Annotated in this window: 14 protein-coding genes and 1 riboswitch; of the genes, 11 read left to right on the plus strand and 3 right to left on the minus strand. The window is 55.9% G+C overall.

All coding sequences use genetic code 11. The features are described 5' to 3' along the window. The first annotated feature begins 120 nt into the window (after positions 1 to 120). From V1599_RS17015 to yegS, 8 genes are all read left to right on the plus strand, one after another. Positions 121 to 678, plus strand: coding sequence for a tyrosine-type DNA invertase (locus V1599_RS17015; RefSeq protein WP_395300494.1), 558 nt, complete (start codon positions 121 to 123; stop codon positions 676 to 678). 374 nt (positions 679 to 1,052) lie between these two features. Then, on the plus strand, positions 1,053 to 1,574 hold the full coding sequence (locus tag V1599_RS17020; RefSeq protein WP_297121839.1) for a fimbrial protein: 522 nt from the start codon (positions 1,053 to 1,055) through the stop codon (positions 1,572 to 1,574). A gap of 52 nt (positions 1,575 to 1,626) precedes the next feature. After that, entirely contained in the window at positions 1,627 to 2,304 is a 678-nt protein-coding gene (locus V1599_RS17025; RefSeq protein ID WP_297121842.1) for a molecular chaperone, read from the plus strand. Positions 2,305 to 2,315: 11 nt separating this feature from the next. Beyond that, entirely contained in the window at positions 2,316 to 4,808 is a 2,493-nt protein-coding gene (locus V1599_RS17030; RefSeq protein ID WP_395300495.1) for a fimbria/pilus outer membrane usher protein, read from the plus strand. Further along, positions 4,808 to 5,812, plus strand: coding sequence for a fimbrial protein (locus V1599_RS17035; protein WP_395300496.1), 1,005 nt, complete (start codon positions 4,808 to 4,810; stop codon positions 5,810 to 5,812). The genes V1599_RS17030 and V1599_RS17035 overlap by 1 nt, the downstream gene beginning before the upstream one ends. A gap of 194 nt (positions 5,813 to 6,006) precedes the next feature. Continuing rightward, complete coding sequence (locus V1599_RS17040; protein WP_297121851.1) at positions 6,007 to 6,609, plus strand: tyrosine-type DNA invertase; 603 nt, start codon at positions 6,007 to 6,009, stop codon at positions 6,607 to 6,609. 126 nt (positions 6,610 to 6,735) lie between these two features. Further along, positions 6,736 to 8,097 (plus strand): tRNA 5-hydroxyuridine modification protein YegQ, encoded by a 1,362-nt coding sequence (yegQ, locus tag V1599_RS17045; protein WP_395300497.1) that lies wholly within the window; start codon positions 6,736 to 6,738, stop codon positions 8,095 to 8,097. Between the two features lie 248 nt (positions 8,098 to 8,345). Then, positions 8,346 to 9,245, plus strand: coding sequence for a lipid kinase YegS (gene yegS / locus V1599_RS17050; RefSeq protein WP_112010424.1), 900 nt, complete (start codon positions 8,346 to 8,348; stop codon positions 9,243 to 9,245). Between the two features lie 114 nt (positions 9,246 to 9,359). On the opposite strand, the gene fbaB is transcribed toward yegS, so the two are convergent. The 3 genes from fbaB to thiM all read right to left on the minus strand — a co-directional run bounded on the left by fbaB (position 9,360) and on the right by thiM (position 12,119). Continuing rightward, entirely contained in the window at positions 9,360 to 10,412 is a 1,053-nt protein-coding gene (fbaB, locus tag V1599_RS17055; protein ID WP_112010423.1) for a class I fructose-bisphosphate aldolase, read from the minus strand. Between the two features lie 139 nt (positions 10,413 to 10,551). Beyond that, positions 10,552 to 11,352, minus strand: coding sequence for a bifunctional hydroxymethylpyrimidine kinase/phosphomethylpyrimidine kinase (gene thiD / locus V1599_RS17060; RefSeq protein WP_112010422.1), 801 nt, complete (start codon positions 11,350 to 11,352; stop codon positions 10,552 to 10,554). Further along, on the minus strand, positions 11,349 to 12,119 hold the full coding sequence (gene thiM / locus V1599_RS17065) for a hydroxyethylthiazole kinase (protein ID WP_395300498.1): 771 nt from the start codon (positions 12,117 to 12,119) through the stop codon (positions 11,349 to 11,351). Before thiM ends, thiD begins: the two co-directional genes overlap by 4 nt. Positions 12,120 to 12,154: 35 nt before the next feature. After that, a riboswitch (TPP riboswitch) is annotated at positions 12,155 to 12,252 on the minus strand. Positions 12,253 to 12,666: 414 nt separating this feature from the next. Between thiM and V1599_RS17070 the strand changes: the two genes are divergently transcribed. The 3 genes from V1599_RS17070 to V1599_RS17080 all read left to right on the plus strand — a co-directional run bounded on the left by V1599_RS17070 (position 12,667) and on the right by V1599_RS17080 (position 15,804). Then, the gene (locus V1599_RS17070; RefSeq protein ID WP_395300499.1) at positions 12,667 to 13,635 is read left to right on the plus strand and encodes a YadA-like family protein; all 969 of its coding nucleotides are present in this window, start codon (positions 12,667 to 12,669) and stop codon (positions 13,633 to 13,635) included. A gap of 80 nt (positions 13,636 to 13,715) precedes the next feature. Continuing rightward, positions 13,716 to 14,084: a hypothetical protein gene (locus V1599_RS17075; protein ID WP_395300500.1), complete on the plus strand. Its 369-nt coding sequence runs from the start codon at positions 13,716 to 13,718 to the stop codon at positions 14,082 to 14,084. 343 nt (positions 14,085 to 14,427) lie between these two features. Further along, complete coding sequence (locus tag V1599_RS17080; RefSeq protein ID WP_112012516.1) at positions 14,428 to 15,804, plus strand: diaminobutyrate--2-oxoglutarate transaminase; 1,377 nt, start codon at positions 14,428 to 14,430, stop codon at positions 15,802 to 15,804. The last annotated feature ends 1 nt before the right edge of the window (position 15,805 follow it).

Below are 15,805 nucleotides of genomic sequence, written 5' to 3' on the forward strand. Positions count from 1 at the left end.
ATGCGTTAGCCTGCCGGACGGCAGGCTTTCTTTAATATCTTTACACATTTCTTTGATATAACCTTAGCGGTTTCAGGGTATAAATCTCTTCCCCCGATCATAATTTATGAGGAGATTATTATGGCCCAACGCAAATATTTAACCCGAAAAGAGATTGACGCATTAATTGCTGCAACCAAAACCAGCGCTTATCCTGAAAGGGATCGCTGCATGATTGAGATTTGTTTCAGGCACGGCCTGCGGGTCAGTGAATTAGTTAATCTACAAATCACCGACATTAGCCTTTCCGATAAAACAATCTATATCCAGCGTCTGAAAAACGGCTTCTCCACCATTCAACCTCTGATTCATACCGAAATTGTTGCCCTGGAGCGCTGGCTGGCGTGTCGACGCCACTGGCGGGACGCGTCAAGCGCGCGGCTTTTTCTTTCCCGAAATGGCGGAAGCCTTACCCGGCAGTATGTTTACAAGTTACTCAAAAACTGGGGCATGGAAGCCGGTATTACGGTGGCGGTACATCCGCATATGCTTCGTCATTCCTGCGGCTATGCGCTGGCGGATCTGGGCGCCGATACGCGGCTTATCCAGGACTATCTGGGACACAGAAATATCAGGCACACCGTGATTTATACGGCCAGCAACGCGGAAAGATTTAAGGGCGTGTGGCGGGAAAGGTAGGCGGAAAATATTCCACTTTGACCCAAACTGGAACTGATTTTAAATAAACCCTGACGGATGTCAATCTTCTCAAAATAACGTCAAAAGAAAATCTTACAGGCCTATGAAATTTAACTGCTTTATTTTTTAACCTCATTTCCCCTTTCTGCAGACGACATATCCACATATTTATTCCGACTTTTTACTCATTACTCACGAAGTGAATTAACGTGATAAAAACCTGTGCATTAACCACCAGGCAGTGATTACCACCACCACCCGATGATTTTCCGGTCATAAATAAAGTTTACTTTTTGGGTCAAATTGTCATGTTTTTTCGACACAACATGATGCGCCCTTTCTGAAGTAACTCTCTAATTTATAAAGGAAAACATATGAAGCGCTTTACACTTCCACTCATCGCATCTGCTCTGGGAGCGACTATCGCCACCAGCCACGCGGCAGACGGCACCATCCGCTTCACCGGCGCGGTTACGGATACCACCTGCACCATCGCAACAGGATCTCAGAACCTCAACGTTGACCTCGGCAAAGTAGCGAAAACGTCCCTGAACGGCGCGGCCGGAATGCAGGCTTCCCCAACCCGTTTCATCATCGCGCTGACGGGCTGCCCGGAAACCGTTAAAAACGCCAACGTCAAATTTGACGGCACGGCGCACAGCGCTAACCCGCGCCTGCTGGCGCTGGACAGCGGCACCGGTATTGCCACCGGCGTAGGTATTCAGATTGCCGATTCAGACGGCAGCGAGATCCCACTCCACACCGCCACCCGGGACTACGCCCTGGCCACCGGTGCAAACCAGCTCAGCTTCACCGCTCGCTATGTCTCCACGGCAGCCGCCGTCACCACCGGAACGGCCAACGGCACGTCGCAATTCACCATTAACTACAAGTAAAACGTTACGCGTTTACAGGTGCAGGGACGCACCGTTTATCAGAGGAAGAGGAATGGAAAAGGTGCTTATGCTGTTGATCGTCGTAACTGCGTTATTCGTGGACTCTGCGAAAGCCGGTATTGTGATAGGCGGTACCCGGATTATCTTTGACGGTAAAAATAAAGAGGCGTCTGCCTCCATTAAAAATACCGGTAAAGCGGATGTGTTTCTCATTCAGAGCTGGCTGGAAAGCGATGCTGCCGGGTCAAAACCCCCCTTTATCGTCACTCCTCCGCTGTTTCGCATTAATGCCGGCGAAGAAAACCTGCTGCGTATTGTGCTTACGAATAATCCGCTGCCGAAAGACCGGGAATCTGTCTTCTGGTTAAACGTCAAATCCATTCCGGCACAGGACAACAGCAAATCTGCCAGTAACGTATTGCAGGTGGTCATTAAGTCTCGCCTCAAGTTTTTCTACCGTCCTGAAGGGCTGGAGGGGACGCCTGAAGACGCGTGGCAACAGTTAACTCCCGCCCGCAGCGGCAGCCAGCTCGTGCTGACCAATCCGACGCCCTATTACGTCTCGCTGTATTCACTGAAGGTCGACGGGGCGGAGATTAAAGAAGCCGACCTGGTTCCACCTAAAGGTAAAGTTCGCTTCGCGCTGCCGTCTGCGGCAGCTTCCAGAGTCTCGTGGCAGGCAATTAGCGACTACGGCAGCATCAGTAGTGAAGAACAACGTTCATTGTGAGGCCGTGGAACATGCAAAATCCTGATCCACGCCCGTTTATCGTTGTGCTGGCACTGCTCCTGATACTGATATTGCTCATGGGCTACGTGCAGACGGCGTACTCAACGGAAAAATTCAATATTCACGCGCTGGAAATTGATAACCCCGACCAGCCCATCGCCGATCTCGACTGGTTTACCCAGGATAACGGCCAAATTCCCGGCGTTTACCCGGTCACGGTCTATGTCAACGGCGAGCGTCAGCGCGACATTCAGAATATCGCCTTTACGACGGGCCCGGACGGAAAGCTCGTTGCCCGGCTTACGCCCGCCATGCTCAAGCAGTGGGGAGTAAAAACCGCCGCGTTTCCGCCTTTACTGGCGCAGCCGGAGGATCGGCCGCTTGACAATATCGGCGCGATCATCCCGATGGCAAAAACGGCGTTACGCTTTAACACGCTGCAGCTGGATGTTTCGATCCCGCAGGCGGCGATGAACACCACCGCGCGCGGCTGGGTTGATCCTGCCGAATGGGATAACGGTATTCCCGCGCTGCTGCTGAACTACAGCGTCACGGGGAATAGCAGCCGTTACCGGGCCAGCGGCACCCAACAAAGTCAGTATGCCAACCTGAACAGCGGGCTGAACGTTGGTCCCTGGCGCCTGCGTAACTATTCAACGTGGAACTCAGATGACGGCCAAAGCCACTGGGAATCCATCAATACCTATGCAGAGCGCAATGTCCCCGCGTTGAAAAGCCAGCTGACGCTGGGGGACAGCTTTACCTCGTCGGATATTTTCGACAGCGTGCAGTTTCGCGGAGCCCAGCTGGCCTCCGACGACGCGATGCTGCCGGACAGCCTGCGCGGGTTTGCCCCCGTCATACGGGGAATTGCGCAGTCTACGGCGCAGGTGACCATCCGTCAGAACGGCTACGTCATTTATCAGTCATCGGTGGCGCCCGGGGCGTTTACCATCGATGACCTGTACCCCACGTCCGGCAGCGGCGATCTCGAGGTCACGATAAAAGAAGCGGACGGCAGCGAGCGAAAATTTACCCAGCCCTTCTCCGCCGTCCCCATTATGCAGCGCGAGGGACGGCTGAAGTACGCGCTGACCGGCGGGAAATATCGCAGCAGCAGCGACAGCGATAAGCCCGAGTTTATCCAGTCAACGTTCATCTACGGCCTGCCTCGCGCCGTGACGGCCTACAGCGGCGTTCTCTATTCGGGAAATTACCGCGCCGCCGCGTTCGGTCTGGGGTTCGGGTTCGGTACGCTGGGTTCACTATCCGCTGACGCAACCACCGCGCACACCTCGCTTGAGGGCGATGGCAACCGTCAGGGCCAGTCGTACCGGGTGCAGTACTCGAAGGATATTCAGACCAGCGGCACCAGCTTTACGCTGGCGGCGTATCGCTATTCGACGAAGGGATTTTATACCTTTCAGGAAGCGAATGATTTCCGCTCCGACAGCGCAAACGGCGGCCTGACGACGTTCGCCAAGCGTCAGAAAATGCAGCTGGATATCAGCCAGAACGCGCAGGCATTCGGCTCGCTCTTTCTTTCAGGCTATCAGCAGAGCTACTGGGGGCAGAACGGGTATGAGCGCACGCTCAGCGCCGGCTGGAACAACACCTTTAGGGGCGTGAACCTGAGCGTGGTGTATAGCTATAGCCGCTACCCTGGCAGCGCGCAGCCCGCCGACCAGCAGGTCGCGCTTAACGTACAGGTCCCGCTTTCTCGTTTCCTGCCCAATGCGTGGGCAAGCTACAGCGCGACGGCCTCACGGGGCGGCGACACGCGCCATCAGCTTGGGATAAACGGCACCGCGCTGGCCGACAACAACCTCAGCTACAGCCTGCAGCAGGGCTACGCCAGCCGGGGGAGCGTCAACAGCGGAGCGCTAAGCGCGACCTATCGGGGGACCTACGGCGAGCTTAGCGGAGGATACAGCTACGACGACAGCATGCAGCAAATCAACTACGGGCTGCGCGGCGGTGTTGTTGCGCATCCGCACGGCGTGACCCTGTCCCAGTCGCTCGGCCAGTCGCTGGCGCTGGTTCGCGCGCCAGGCGCCAGCGGCGTGAAGGTGCAGAACAACACGGGCGTTTATACCGACTGGCGAGGCTATGCGGTCGTACCGTACGTGAATCCTTATAAGAAAAACCGCGTTGCCCTGGCGACGGAAACGCTGGGTGACGATGTGGATCTTGAATCCTCGGTGCAGACCGTCGTCCCGACGCAGGGTGCCGTTGTGCTGGCTAATTTCAACACCCGCACCGGTAAACGCGCGCTGATGACGCTGCTTTATAAGGGGCTGCCGGTGCCGTTCGGCGCGCAGGCGACGCTCAAAAATGGCGGCAGCGGTATCGTGGGCGACGACGGACAGGTCTATCTGACGGGCGTTCCCGACAGCGGTGAAATTGCCGTGAGCTGGAGTGGCGCAAAGCGGTGCATGGTGCGCTATCAACTTCCGGAGGGTGCCTCACAGCCGGTCATCTCAACGGAACAGGAGTGTCTGTAATGAACAGGTTTTTACTCGCGGGCGGGCTGTTGCTGGCCCCCGCTTCTTTGGCGTTTGCCGCTAGCTGCGAAACAATTTCGAGCGGAATGACTCTTAACCCGGGTAACATCACCGTACAGAGAGATGTTGCCACGGGACAACCAATCAGCGAATGGATTGAAACACCAATCTTTGCTTCCTATCGGAATTGTGAATTCGATGATGAAGTAACCCATTGGCGAGTAAATGGTATAGAAACCTTTAATGCCGCTTCATCTGGATTGAGTTATACAGGGCTTCGCGTTTTTGATACCAACCTTTCAGGCGTTGGAATGATCATTGCCATTGATGGTAACAATATTGATGACCTTTCCCTGACTCCTAGCTATGGCGGTTTTATTCCTACTGGTAGGCAGAGTGGCGTTTCCTGGAGTGGGCAAATAATAAAAGGTCAAAAATATCATGCCACTAACCGGGTACGCATTCGTTTGATTAAAACCGGTACAATTAGTAGCGGGGCGTTAGCTGGAAGTATCGCTCAAGTTTATTACCGTACAGAGCAGCCAATACCCACTGTCCCAATTACCTTCGCAGGGGGTACGATAAGTGCCCTATCCTGTTCGGTCACCACACCGAATATCAATGTGCCCCTGGGCAAACAGGCAAAATCCAACTTTAGCGGCGTCGGTTCCGGTACGGAATGGCAAAGTTTTGATATCCAGCTGAACTGCCTTAAAGGTGCGCGGATCAACGTGCGCCTCGATGCCACCGCCGCACCGGCAACCACGCGAAAAGATGTCATGAGGCTCGATCCAGAAAGCGGTGATATTGCGGCCAAAGGCGTCGGGATCCAGCTCGGCTACCGTATGGGTTACGAATTAGAATTGGGTAAGACGCTGCTATACGAAACTTCTAAATTTGATACGGAATTTATTATGCTCCGCGCCCGCTATTATCAGACAGAGGAAAATGTTATTGCCGGTAAAGCCAATGGTACCGCCACCTTTACCCTGACGTATAAATAATAAAACCGTTGTTTATTACCCGTTTGCCCGGTTCGTGAGCCGGGCTTTTTTGCTGAAACCTTTCCCTCCTGCTACCTGACACTAGTCTACAAATCCATTACCGTAATTTACTTAGAAATGAATTAGTACAGCATTGAAACTAATCAAATTCAATGATATACCCCGTTTTAGGTATTCTTTAAAACGGGAAAATTATGAGCAAGCGAAAATATTTAACGGCTAACGAAATCGATAAAATTCTGCTTGCGACTCGCCAGGGTAAATATCACCTGCGTGACTATTGCCTGTTTAAAATGTGCTTTGTACACGGTCTGCGCGTCAGCGAAGCACGCCAACTCTTTCTCTCCGATATTGATATTCCAGGGCGCACTATTTTTATTCGCCGCCTGAAGAACAGCCTCTCAACGCAGCATCCTCTCTTTGACGACGAGATAGAAGCGCTGATTAACTGGAAAGAGCAACGTAATCACTGGCGCGGCGCAGAAAGCGACTGGCTATTCCTGTCGCAAAAGGGTGGCCCGCTTTCCAGGCAGCATATTCGTAATTTATTAAAAACGTATGGCGCAGCGTCCGGCATTCGATCTCATCCGCATATGCTGCGCCATGCGTGCGGCTACGCCCTGGCCGATCGGGGTAACGACACGCGCCTTATTCAGGATTATCTTGGGCATAAAAATATCCGTCATACCGTGCTTTACACCGCGACCAATGCCCGGCGCTTTACCACAATCTGGGATTGTCACCAAAAAAAGCGCGACCTATTTTTCGCAGACGAGGGAAAGAATACGGAAGGATAAACGGGCGTAATGGTTTACCTCCCTGCCCCTCGGCGCTACAATGCCCGCCCTTAAAGTAGGGGATCATCCCCTCACCGCGGCACCGGGTGCGCGCGGATCTGACCTGTCATCAGAACGAGAACAAACATGTTTAAACCGGAACTCCTCTCCCCGGCGGGAACGCTGCAAAATATGCGTTACGCTTTCGCCTATGGTGCCGACGCCGTATACGCGGGCCAGCCTCGCTACTCGCTGCGCGTGCGTAACAACGAATTCAACCACGAGAACCTGCAGCTCGGCATCAACGAAGCGCATGCCCTTGGCAAAAAATTCTACGTGGTGGTTAACATCGCGCCGCACAACGCCAAGCTGAAGACGTTCATTCGCGACCTGAAGCCGGTGGTGGATATGGGGCCGGACGCGCTGATCATGTCGGATCCGGGTTTAATCATGCTGGTTCGCGAAAACTTCCCGGAGATGGACATTCACCTGTCCGTGCAGGCCAACGCCGTCAACTGGGCGACGGTGAAGTTCTGGAAGCAGATGGGGCTGACCCGCGTCATTTTGTCTCGCGAACTGTCTCTCGAAGAGATCGAAGAGATCCGCACCCAGGTGCCGGATATGGAAATCGAAATTTTCGTTCACGGCGCGCTGTGCATGGCCTACTCCGGCCGCTGCCTGCTCTCCGGCTATATCAACAAGCGCGATCCGAACCAGGGCACCTGCACCAACGCCTGCCGCTGGGAATATAACGTTCAGGAAGGCAAAGAAGACGACATCGGCAATATCGTCCACAAGCACGAGCCGATTCCGGTTACCAACGTGGAGCCGACGCTCGGCATCGGCGCGCCGACCGACAGCGTATTTATGATTGAAGAGGCCAAGCGTCCGGGCGAGTACATGACCGCCTTTGAAGACGAGCACGGCACCTACATCATGAACTCGAAAGATCTGCGCGCCATTGCGCACGTTGAGCGTTTAACGCAGATGGGCGTGCACTCCCTGAAAATCGAAGGCCGCACCAAGTCTTACTACTACTGCGCGCGCACCGCCCAGGTATACCGTAAGGCCATCGACGATGCCGCAGCCGGCAAACCGTTTGATACCAGCCTGCTGGAAACCCTAGAAGGCCTGGCGCACCGCGGCTATACCGAGGGCTTCCTGCGTCGTCACACCCACGACGACTACCAGAACTACGAGCACGGCTACTCCGTTTCCGAGCGCCAGCAGTTCGTCGGCGATTTCACCGGCGAGCGCAAGGGCGCGCTGGCGGCCGTGGCGGTGAAAAACAAGTTCACCAAGGGCGACAGCCTGGAGCTGATGACCCCGCAGGGCAACATGAACTTCAAGCTGGAGCATCTGGAAAACGGCAAAGGGGAAGCGATTGAGGTCGCACCGGGCGACGGGCACACCGTCTGGCTGCCGGTGCCGGAAGAGATCGAGCTGAAATTTGCGCTGCTGATGCGCAACTTCAACGGCGAAAGCACGCGTAATCCCCACGGCAAATAGTTAATCAGGGTAATTTTTTCACGCGGGGATGATTCTTAGAATCGGATCACATACCGCTTCGCTCAATGCGGGTATTATCCCTCCCGCTGAAAAACATAACCCATAAATGCTAGCTGTACCAGGAACCACCTCCTTAGCCCGCGTAATCTCCCTTACGTGGGCTTATTTTTTGCCTTTCGTCCAGTTCTTACCCGCTTTTTTCCCCGCTGCGATACACTCTTGATAGAGCTAAAAAGGGAATAATGTAAATGGCAACCTATCCAGACAGTTTATTGATTCTGAATGGCAAAAGTGCAGGCAACGATATTCTGCGCCAGGCAATTACCGCGCTACGCGAAGACGGAGCCCGCATCCACGTGCGCGTCACGTGGGAGAAAGGCGACGCGGCGCGCTATATCGACGAAGGCCGTCGGCTGGGCGTCGAGACCATCATTTCCGGCGGCGGCGACGGCACGATCAACGAAATTGCGAGCGCGCTTGTCGATCTGGACGCGGCTGAACGTCCGGCGATGGGCATTTTACCGCTCGGCACGGCCAATGATTTCGCCACCAGCGCGGGGATTCCGGAGGAGTTAGGCAAAGCACTCCAGCTGGCGATCCTCGGTAAGGCGACCGCGGTGGATATTGCCCAGGTGAATGATAAAACCTGTTTTATCAATATGGCCACGGGCGGCTTTGGCACCCGCATCACCAGCGAAACGCCGGAGAAGCTAAAGGCCGCGCTGGGCGGCGTGTCGTATTTGATTCATGGCCTGATGCGCATGGATACGCTGAAGCCCGACCGCTGTGAGATTCACGGCGAGAATTTCCACTGGCAGGGCGACGCGCTGGTCATTGGGATCGGCAACGGCCGCCAGGCGGGCGGCGGACAGCAGCTGTGCCCGGAGGCGCTGATCAACGACGGTCAGCTCCAGCTGCGTATTTTTACCGGAGACGGGCTGCTGCCCGCGCTGTTTACCACGCTGACGCAGCCGGAAGAGAGCCCGAATATCATTGCCGGGAAATCGGCATGGTTTGAGATTAACGCCCCGCACGGGATGACGTTTAACCTTGACGGCGAGCCGTTGAGCGGGACGCAGTTCCGCATTGAGGTCATTCCGGGCGCGCTGCAGTGCCGCTTGCCGCCGGACTGCGTGCTGCTGCGCTGATGTTTTACACGGTGCGCGATGATGCCCTCACCCACCCCTCTCCCACGGGAGAGGGAGAAAACCATACCGCGCTCGGCCTGTCCCCTCTCCCACTGGGAGAGGGGGATGGAGGCGTCAGGCAATCGTGACTTTGCTGTCCAGATAGACATCCTGAACCGCATTGATCAGCTTCACGCCGTCGGCCATTGATTTTTTAAACGCCTTACGGCCCAGAATCAGCCCCATGCCGCCCGCGCGTTTGTTAATCACCGCCGTGCGTACCGCGTCAGAAAGGTCGGTTTCACCGCCCGCCGCGCCGCCGGAGTTAATCAGCCCCGCGCGGCCCATGTAGCAGTTCGCCAGCTGGTAGCGCACCAGGTCGATTGGGTTATCGCTGGTCAGCTTGCTGTAGACACGGTCATCGGTGTAGCCAAAGTTCACCGCCTTGTAGCCACCGTTATTCTCCGCCATTTTCTGCTTGACGATATCCGCACCAATCGTGGCCGCCAGGTGGTTCGCCTGCCCGGTGAGATCGGCAGAAACGTGATAGTCCACGCCGTCCTTCTTGAACGCGGAGTTGCGCAGATAGGCCCACAGCACCGTCACCATGCCCAGCTCGTGCGCGCGCTCGAAGGCCGCGGAGATCTCTTCAATCTGACGACGAGACTGCTCGGAGCCGAAATAGATCGTCGCCCCGACTGCCACCGCGCCCATATTGAACGCCTGCTCAACGCTGGCGTAGAGCGTCTGATCGTATTCGGTCGGGTAGCTCAGGGTTTCGTTGTGGTTCAGCTTGACGAGGAACGGAATGCGGTGCGCGTAGCGGCGAGATACGGAGGCCAGCACGCCGTAGGTTGACGCCACGCAGTTACAGCCGGCTTCAATCGCCAGCTCCACGATGTTTTTCGGATCGAAATAGAGCGGATTGGCCGCGAACGACGCGCCCGCAGAGTGTTCAACGCCCTGGTCAACCGGCAGAATGGACAGATAGCCCGTACCGGCCAGTCGGCCCGTGTTGTAGAGCGTCTGCATGTTTCGCAGCACCGCCGGCGGACGGTTGTTATCCACCATCACGCGGTCTACGTAGTCGTGGCCAGGCAGGTAAAGCTGGTCGGATGGAATGGTCATACAGCGATGCTGCAAAAGGCCGTCGGCGTCTTTGCCAAGCAACTGCGCAATATCGGTCATAGCTATTCTCCCGTAGCGTGTTATCCAGGCCCACAGCGTTGTGGGCAGACTAAGCCTGGTACCGACTTAACAGATTTTCCACCATTTGCAACGTTATTCAGCACATTCTGCTGGCTCGATTCGTGTACATCGCGCCGCGTTACCACCACGCGTGAAAATGATGAACCGGCCCAATACCGTGGCCGACCTCCAGCGTGTCGGCCTGCGCCAGCGCGGCGGAAAGCCAGGTCTTGGCGTGGAGCACCGTATCATTCCAGCGTTGATGTCGCGGGCGCAGGGCGGCCAGCGCCGCGGAGAGCGTACAGCCCGTCCCGTGGGTGTTTTTCGTTTGCACGCGCGGCGCGGTAAAACGCTGCTCCCCGTCGCGGGTGAACAGCCAGTCGGGGCTTTCGGCATCGTCAAGATGTCCCCCCTTCATCAGCACCGCACCGCAGCCCAGCGCCAGCAGCGCGTGGCCCTGCGCCTTCATTTCGCGTTCATTCCGTGCGTGCGGCGCATCCAGCAGCGCGGCGGCTTCGGGCAGGTTTGGCGTAATGAGCGCCACCTGCGGCAGCAGCTTTTTGCGCAGCGTGTCAACCGCGGCCGGAGAGAGCAGCGGATCGCCGCTTTTCGCCAGCATCACGGTATCGAGCACCACGTTTTGCACCTGATAGCGCTGCAGCCGCTCGGCCACGGCCTCCACGATATCCGTCTCCGCCAGCATGCCAATCTTGGTGGTATCGATACGCACGTCGCTGAACACGGAGTCCAGCTGGGCCGCGACAAAATCCGGCTCAATGCGGTAGACCGACTGCACGCCGCGCGTATTCTGCGCCACCAGCGCGGTAATGACCGAACACCCGTACGCGCCAAGCGCGGAGAAGGTTTTTAAATCGGCCTGGATCCCCGCCCCGCCGCTCGGATCGGTGCCTGCGATAGTGAGTGCGTTAATCCGCTTCATGCCTGCACCTCCAGCGCGTACAGCGCGTCAAGAAAAGCGGAGGCGAAGCTGCCCGGCCCGCGAGCGTCCGCAGCCGCGCGCGACCCGGCGCGCTTCATCCACTTACAGGCCGCCGCCGCGTTGTCCAGCCGATCCCCCGGCAGCGAACAGCTGGCCGCCACAACCGCAGAAAGCGCGCACCCCGTCCCTACCACGCGGGTCATCAGCGGGTCTCCGCCGGCGACCGTGCGGGTTCGCTGTCCGTCGGTGATGTAATCCACCTCCCCCGTGACCACGACGATGGCGCGGGTCCGTTCGGCCAGCGCCTGCGCCGCGGGCAACGCGCCGGACGCGCTGTCGGTGGAATCTACGCCACGACCGCCTTCGCTCATTCCGGCCAGGGCCAGAATTTCGGAGGCATTGCCGCGAATGGCGGCGGGCTTAAGGGAAAGAATTTGCTGGCAAAAGCGGGTGCGAAACGCCAGCGCGCCGACGGCAACCGGGTCGAGCGTCCAGGGTTTTCCCGCCGCGACGGCGCTTTCAATCGCCCGGCGCATCGACTGGGCGCGCGGCGCGGTCAGCGTACCGACGTTAATCAGCAGAGCGTCTGCCGCCGCAGCAAAGTGTTCCGCTTCTTCGGCCTCAATCACCATCGCCGGGGAGGCGCCGAGAGCCAGTAAAACGTTGGCGGTGAAGGCCTGCACGACGTCGTTGGTCATACAGTGCGTGAGGGGCGAATGGGTGTGGAACTGATGTAAAACGTGTAGATCGAGCAGGTCAGGCTGCATGGTTTCGCTCCTGCCTTACGTGAAGAAGCGATGACCGGGAAGGCATCTGACTTCCCTACGCTGGCATTATCCAGATCAGGTAATACGGGTATTTCTCAGCCTTCATTTAAGAAGGGCACCCCGAGTCAATTGTTGACCATTTGTAGAGTAATACCCTGCTCTTTGCAAGCCCTTATTTCATTCGTTATATTTCCGCTTTTATTTTATGGATATTCTCACCCCTCTCCATTCCGAATGAAAACGGGTCATATATCTTTCGAAAACCAGTCATTCAATATATTGATTTATATGAATTTTTATATTTATATAAGATCATTCCCAAGCCATACAAATCGCAAATTTTAGTGATCTGCATCAAGATCTTATTAATGAATCAGAGGGATAGTAATGCCACTTAATTACTCCAGAATCTATAAATACGCAGCCGCAATGGTTGCCTTTGTCTATGAGTAGCAAATGCCATTTATTTAAAATGGCTGGCGTAATTAAGCCCATATAAATTATAGAGATGATAGCAATGTTACAAACCAATAAGGCCATAATTATTATGGCTTCTTTTAGTGCGTTCAGTGTAAACGCTTCCACTCCGGCTTCGGACGTTTCGCTCAATTCGGGCGGCAATGTCGAAATAGCCATTGATCAGCTCGCAGGTCAACTTTCCGGCCTGTCCAGCGACGTCTATAGCGCTGGGCAAACCGATAAACGCCACGATCTGCAGATCTCAATTGCGCAGGATACGGCTAACGACGCCAGCACCAAAGCGAACGTCGCGCAGCTTAACGCCAGCCTGGCCGGTGCGGCGGCTGCTGGGGCGGACAAAACGGCCCACACGGCGCTGGCCGCGGCGGGAAATGCGCAAATCACCGCCGACCTGAACGGTAAAAATATACATGCCAATACCACCAGCATTCTGACGAACGTTGCGGGCATCGCTGAAAATAAAAAATCAATCAGCGCCAACACCAGCGCGATAGACGGAAAGGTCGAGAAGAGTACGTTTCAGGCGGACCGCGATCGTCAGGATAAGGCGACTCAGAGCGCGGCTGATAAGGCGAACCAGGCGTATAGCAAAGGCGCTTACGCGCAGCAGCTGGCGGTGGATGCACAAACCGTAGCCACCGCTAACCGGGCAGCCGTGGCGCGCGTGCAGTCCCGCAGCCGGGCCAACAGCGATGAGCTGCAGGCGCAGGCGGGCCAGCTGCAGAATCATGAAGAACGTATTACCTCTCTGGAGGGGGCGACCAACGCGCAGTTTGGCGCCCTGAAAAATGAGGTTGAGGAGAACCAAAAAGAGGCCCGAAGCGGCTCGGCGGCGGCCGTCGCGATTGCCTCTATGCCGCAGGTCGAGCAGGCGCAAACGGTGATGTTTTCCGCCGGGGCGGGCACCTTTAAAAGCGAATCTGCGGTGAGCGTCGGCGCCTCTTTCCATGCCGGAAACGCCATCGTCAAAACAGGATTCAGTACCACGACCAACGATGACTTTGCCGTGGGTGCGGGCGTCGGGGTTGGGTTCTGATCGTTAATACAATAAGCACCGATTAATTACCGATTTAAACGGCGGTATTAATCTTTGCGCTTTTAAATAGCAGGAAATATATGAACAAGTGGTTAACCGCATTATTTTTTATCCTGACGCTCTCGGGCTGCTCACACCGCGCCCTTAGCGAAGGCGAACGTGCCGCAATGCTGCAGGCCTCTGAAAAACAGGCGCTGGAAAATGCCCGGGCGCAATATCCGGTACAAAAAGCGCAGGCGACTAAAAAAGCGTTCATAAAGCATTACGATAATATGGAAATTAAGCGCGGCAGCGACGGTATCTTAACCGTAGACGGCAAGCCAGCCGCGGTAATTGAAACGACGGAAAGCGCCACCGTTTACAGCCAGGGGATCGTCGACATCATTGTTTACAAAAGCGGCAAAGTGGCCGTAAACAAGAACGGCGTTTTCGATGGCTTTGCCCGGTAGTTGATCTTATAAACAGCGCGTTAAGGGACTAACGCGCTGCTGCCCCTTTTTTACCCGCGATTTCCCCCGCTTCGCTGGGCCTTTTATTGATTATTTTTGTAACAAACTACGCCCCGACTTCACCGCGCAATTGACTGTTTTTATTCAATGATATTTCTCCAGATTTCACGCGCTTCATGGTGGGGTGCGGTTCCTTTACGTTTGTCATAAAACCGCAAACAAATTAACCATTGAGCCCAACCTCAAAAGGCTCTATATTGGCGGCGTTTTTTCAGGCCCCATCTATTTTTTATACTATTTATTCAATCGTGGCGCATAGCGAAGCCGCGGTTGTAGGAGAGATATGATGACGGATAAAGTCCGTATTGACACTGTAGATGCCCACAAAAGCAACGAAACCTATCTGGCCCGTCAGGCCGAGTTTGAATCTAACGTCAGGAGTTATCCGCGCAAGCTGCCTTTAGCGATTACCAAAGCAGAAGGCGTGTGGATCACCGATGCAGATAATAAAGAATACCTTGACTGTTTAGCCGGCGCAGGCACCCTCGCGCTGGGCCACAATCATCCTGATGTGCTGAAAAGCATCCAAAATGTCATTACCAGCGGCTTGCCGTTACATACCCTCGATTTGACTACGCCCTTGAAAGACGCGTTTTCCGAATATCTGCTCTCTCTGCTGCCAGGCCAGGGCAAAGAGTATTGCCTGCAGTTCACCGGCCCATCCGGCGCTGACGCCGTTGAAGCCGCGCTGAAGCTGGCGAAAAAAGTCACCGGCCGCAGCGGGATTATCAGCTTCTCCGGCGGCTACCACGGCATGACCCACGGCGCGCTGTCCGTGACCGGCAACCTGTCTCCGAAAGAAGCGGTTGATGGCATGATGCCAGAAGTCCAGTTCATGCCATACCCGCACGAGTACCGCTGCCCGCTGGGCATCGGCGGCGAAGCGGGCGTGAAGGCGCTGACCTACTACTTCGATAACCTGATCAACGACGTTGAAAGCGGCGTGCGTAAACCTGCCGCGGTGATCCTGGAAGCGGTTCAGGGCGAAGGCGGCGTGAACCCGGCTCCGGCCGAATGGCTGCAGCGCATCCGTAAAGTGACGCAGGAACACGGCATTTTGCTGATCCTTGACGAAGTGCAGGCGGGCTTCGCGCGCACCGGTAAATTCTTCGCCTTCGAACACGCGGGCATTGAGCCAGACATCATCGTGATGTCTAAAGCCGTCGGTGGCGGTCTGCCGCTGGCCGTACTGGGCATCAAAAAGCAGTTCGACGCATGGGCGCCAGGCCACCACACCGGCACCTTCCGCGGCAACCAGCTGGCGATGGCAACCGGCCTGACCACGCTGAAAATCCTGAAAGACCAGAACATCGCGGGCAAAGTGGCCGCACAGGGCGAATGGCTGAAAGGCCAGCTGAAAGAGATGGCGAAACGCTATCCGGTTATCGGCCACGTTCGCGGTCTGGGCATGATGATCGGCATTGAAATCGTGAAGCCAAACGAAGCGGCTGACCACATGGGCTGCTTCCCTGGCGACGGCGAGCTGTCTGCCCTGATCCAGAAGAAGTGCTTCGAAAACGGTCTGATTCTGGAGCGCGGCGGCCGTAACGGTATCGTTCTGCGCCTGCTGCCGTCTCTGCTGATTAGCGATGACGAGCTGAAGATCTTCCTGGATAAATTCGAGCAGGCGCTGCTTGCTGCGGGCGTTCGCCCGGCGTAAC

The sequence above is a fragment of the Enterobacter sp. ECC-175 genome, assembly GCF_043968675.1.
Classification (GTDB): domain Bacteria; phylum Pseudomonadota; class Gammaproteobacteria; order Enterobacterales; family Enterobacteriaceae; genus Enterobacter.

What these genes read in the sequence shown, in the direction of transcription:
- V1599_RS17015 (WP_395300494.1), top strand. Translation starts at nt 121, where the DNA reads ATGGCCCAACGCAAATATTTAACCCGAAAAGAGATTGACGCATTAATT.
- V1599_RS17020 (WP_297121839.1), top strand. Translation starts at nt 1,053, where the DNA reads ATGAAGCGCTTTACACTTCCACTCATCGCATCTGCTCTGGGAGCGACT.
- V1599_RS17025 (WP_297121842.1), top strand. Translation starts at nt 1,627, where the DNA reads ATGGAAAAGGTGCTTATGCTGTTGATCGTCGTAACTGCGTTATTCGTG.
- V1599_RS17030 (WP_395300495.1), top strand. Translation starts at nt 2,316, where the DNA reads ATGCAAAATCCTGATCCACGCCCGTTTATCGTTGTGCTGGCACTGCTC.
- V1599_RS17035 (WP_395300496.1), top strand. Translation starts at nt 4,808, where the DNA reads ATGAACAGGTTTTTACTCGCGGGCGGGCTGTTGCTGGCCCCCGCTTCT.
- V1599_RS17040 (WP_297121851.1), top strand. Translation starts at nt 6,007, where the DNA reads ATGAGCAAGCGAAAATATTTAACGGCTAACGAAATCGATAAAATTCTG.
- yegQ (WP_395300497.1), top strand. Translation starts at nt 6,736, where the DNA reads ATGTTTAAACCGGAACTCCTCTCCCCGGCGGGAACGCTGCAAAATATG.
- yegS (WP_112010424.1), top strand. Translation starts at nt 8,346, where the DNA reads ATGGCAACCTATCCAGACAGTTTATTGATTCTGAATGGCAAAAGTGCA.
- fbaB (WP_112010423.1), bottom strand. Translation starts at nt 10,412, where the DNA reads ATGACCGATATTGCGCAGTTGCTTGGCAAAGACGCCGACGGCCTTTTG.
- thiD (WP_112010422.1), bottom strand. Translation starts at nt 11,352, where the DNA reads ATGAAGCGGATTAACGCACTCACTATCGCAGGCACCGATCCGAGCGGC.
- thiM (WP_395300498.1), bottom strand. Translation starts at nt 12,119, where the DNA reads ATGCAGCCTGACCTGCTCGATCTACACGTTTTACATCAGTTCCACACC.
- V1599_RS17070 (WP_395300499.1), top strand. Translation starts at nt 12,667, where the DNA reads ATGGCTTCTTTTAGTGCGTTCAGTGTAAACGCTTCCACTCCGGCTTCG.
- V1599_RS17075 (WP_395300500.1), top strand. Translation starts at nt 13,716, where the DNA reads ATGAACAAGTGGTTAACCGCATTATTTTTTATCCTGACGCTCTCGGGC.
- V1599_RS17080 (WP_112012516.1), top strand. Translation starts at nt 14,428, where the DNA reads ATGATGACGGATAAAGTCCGTATTGACACTGTAGATGCCCACAAAAGC.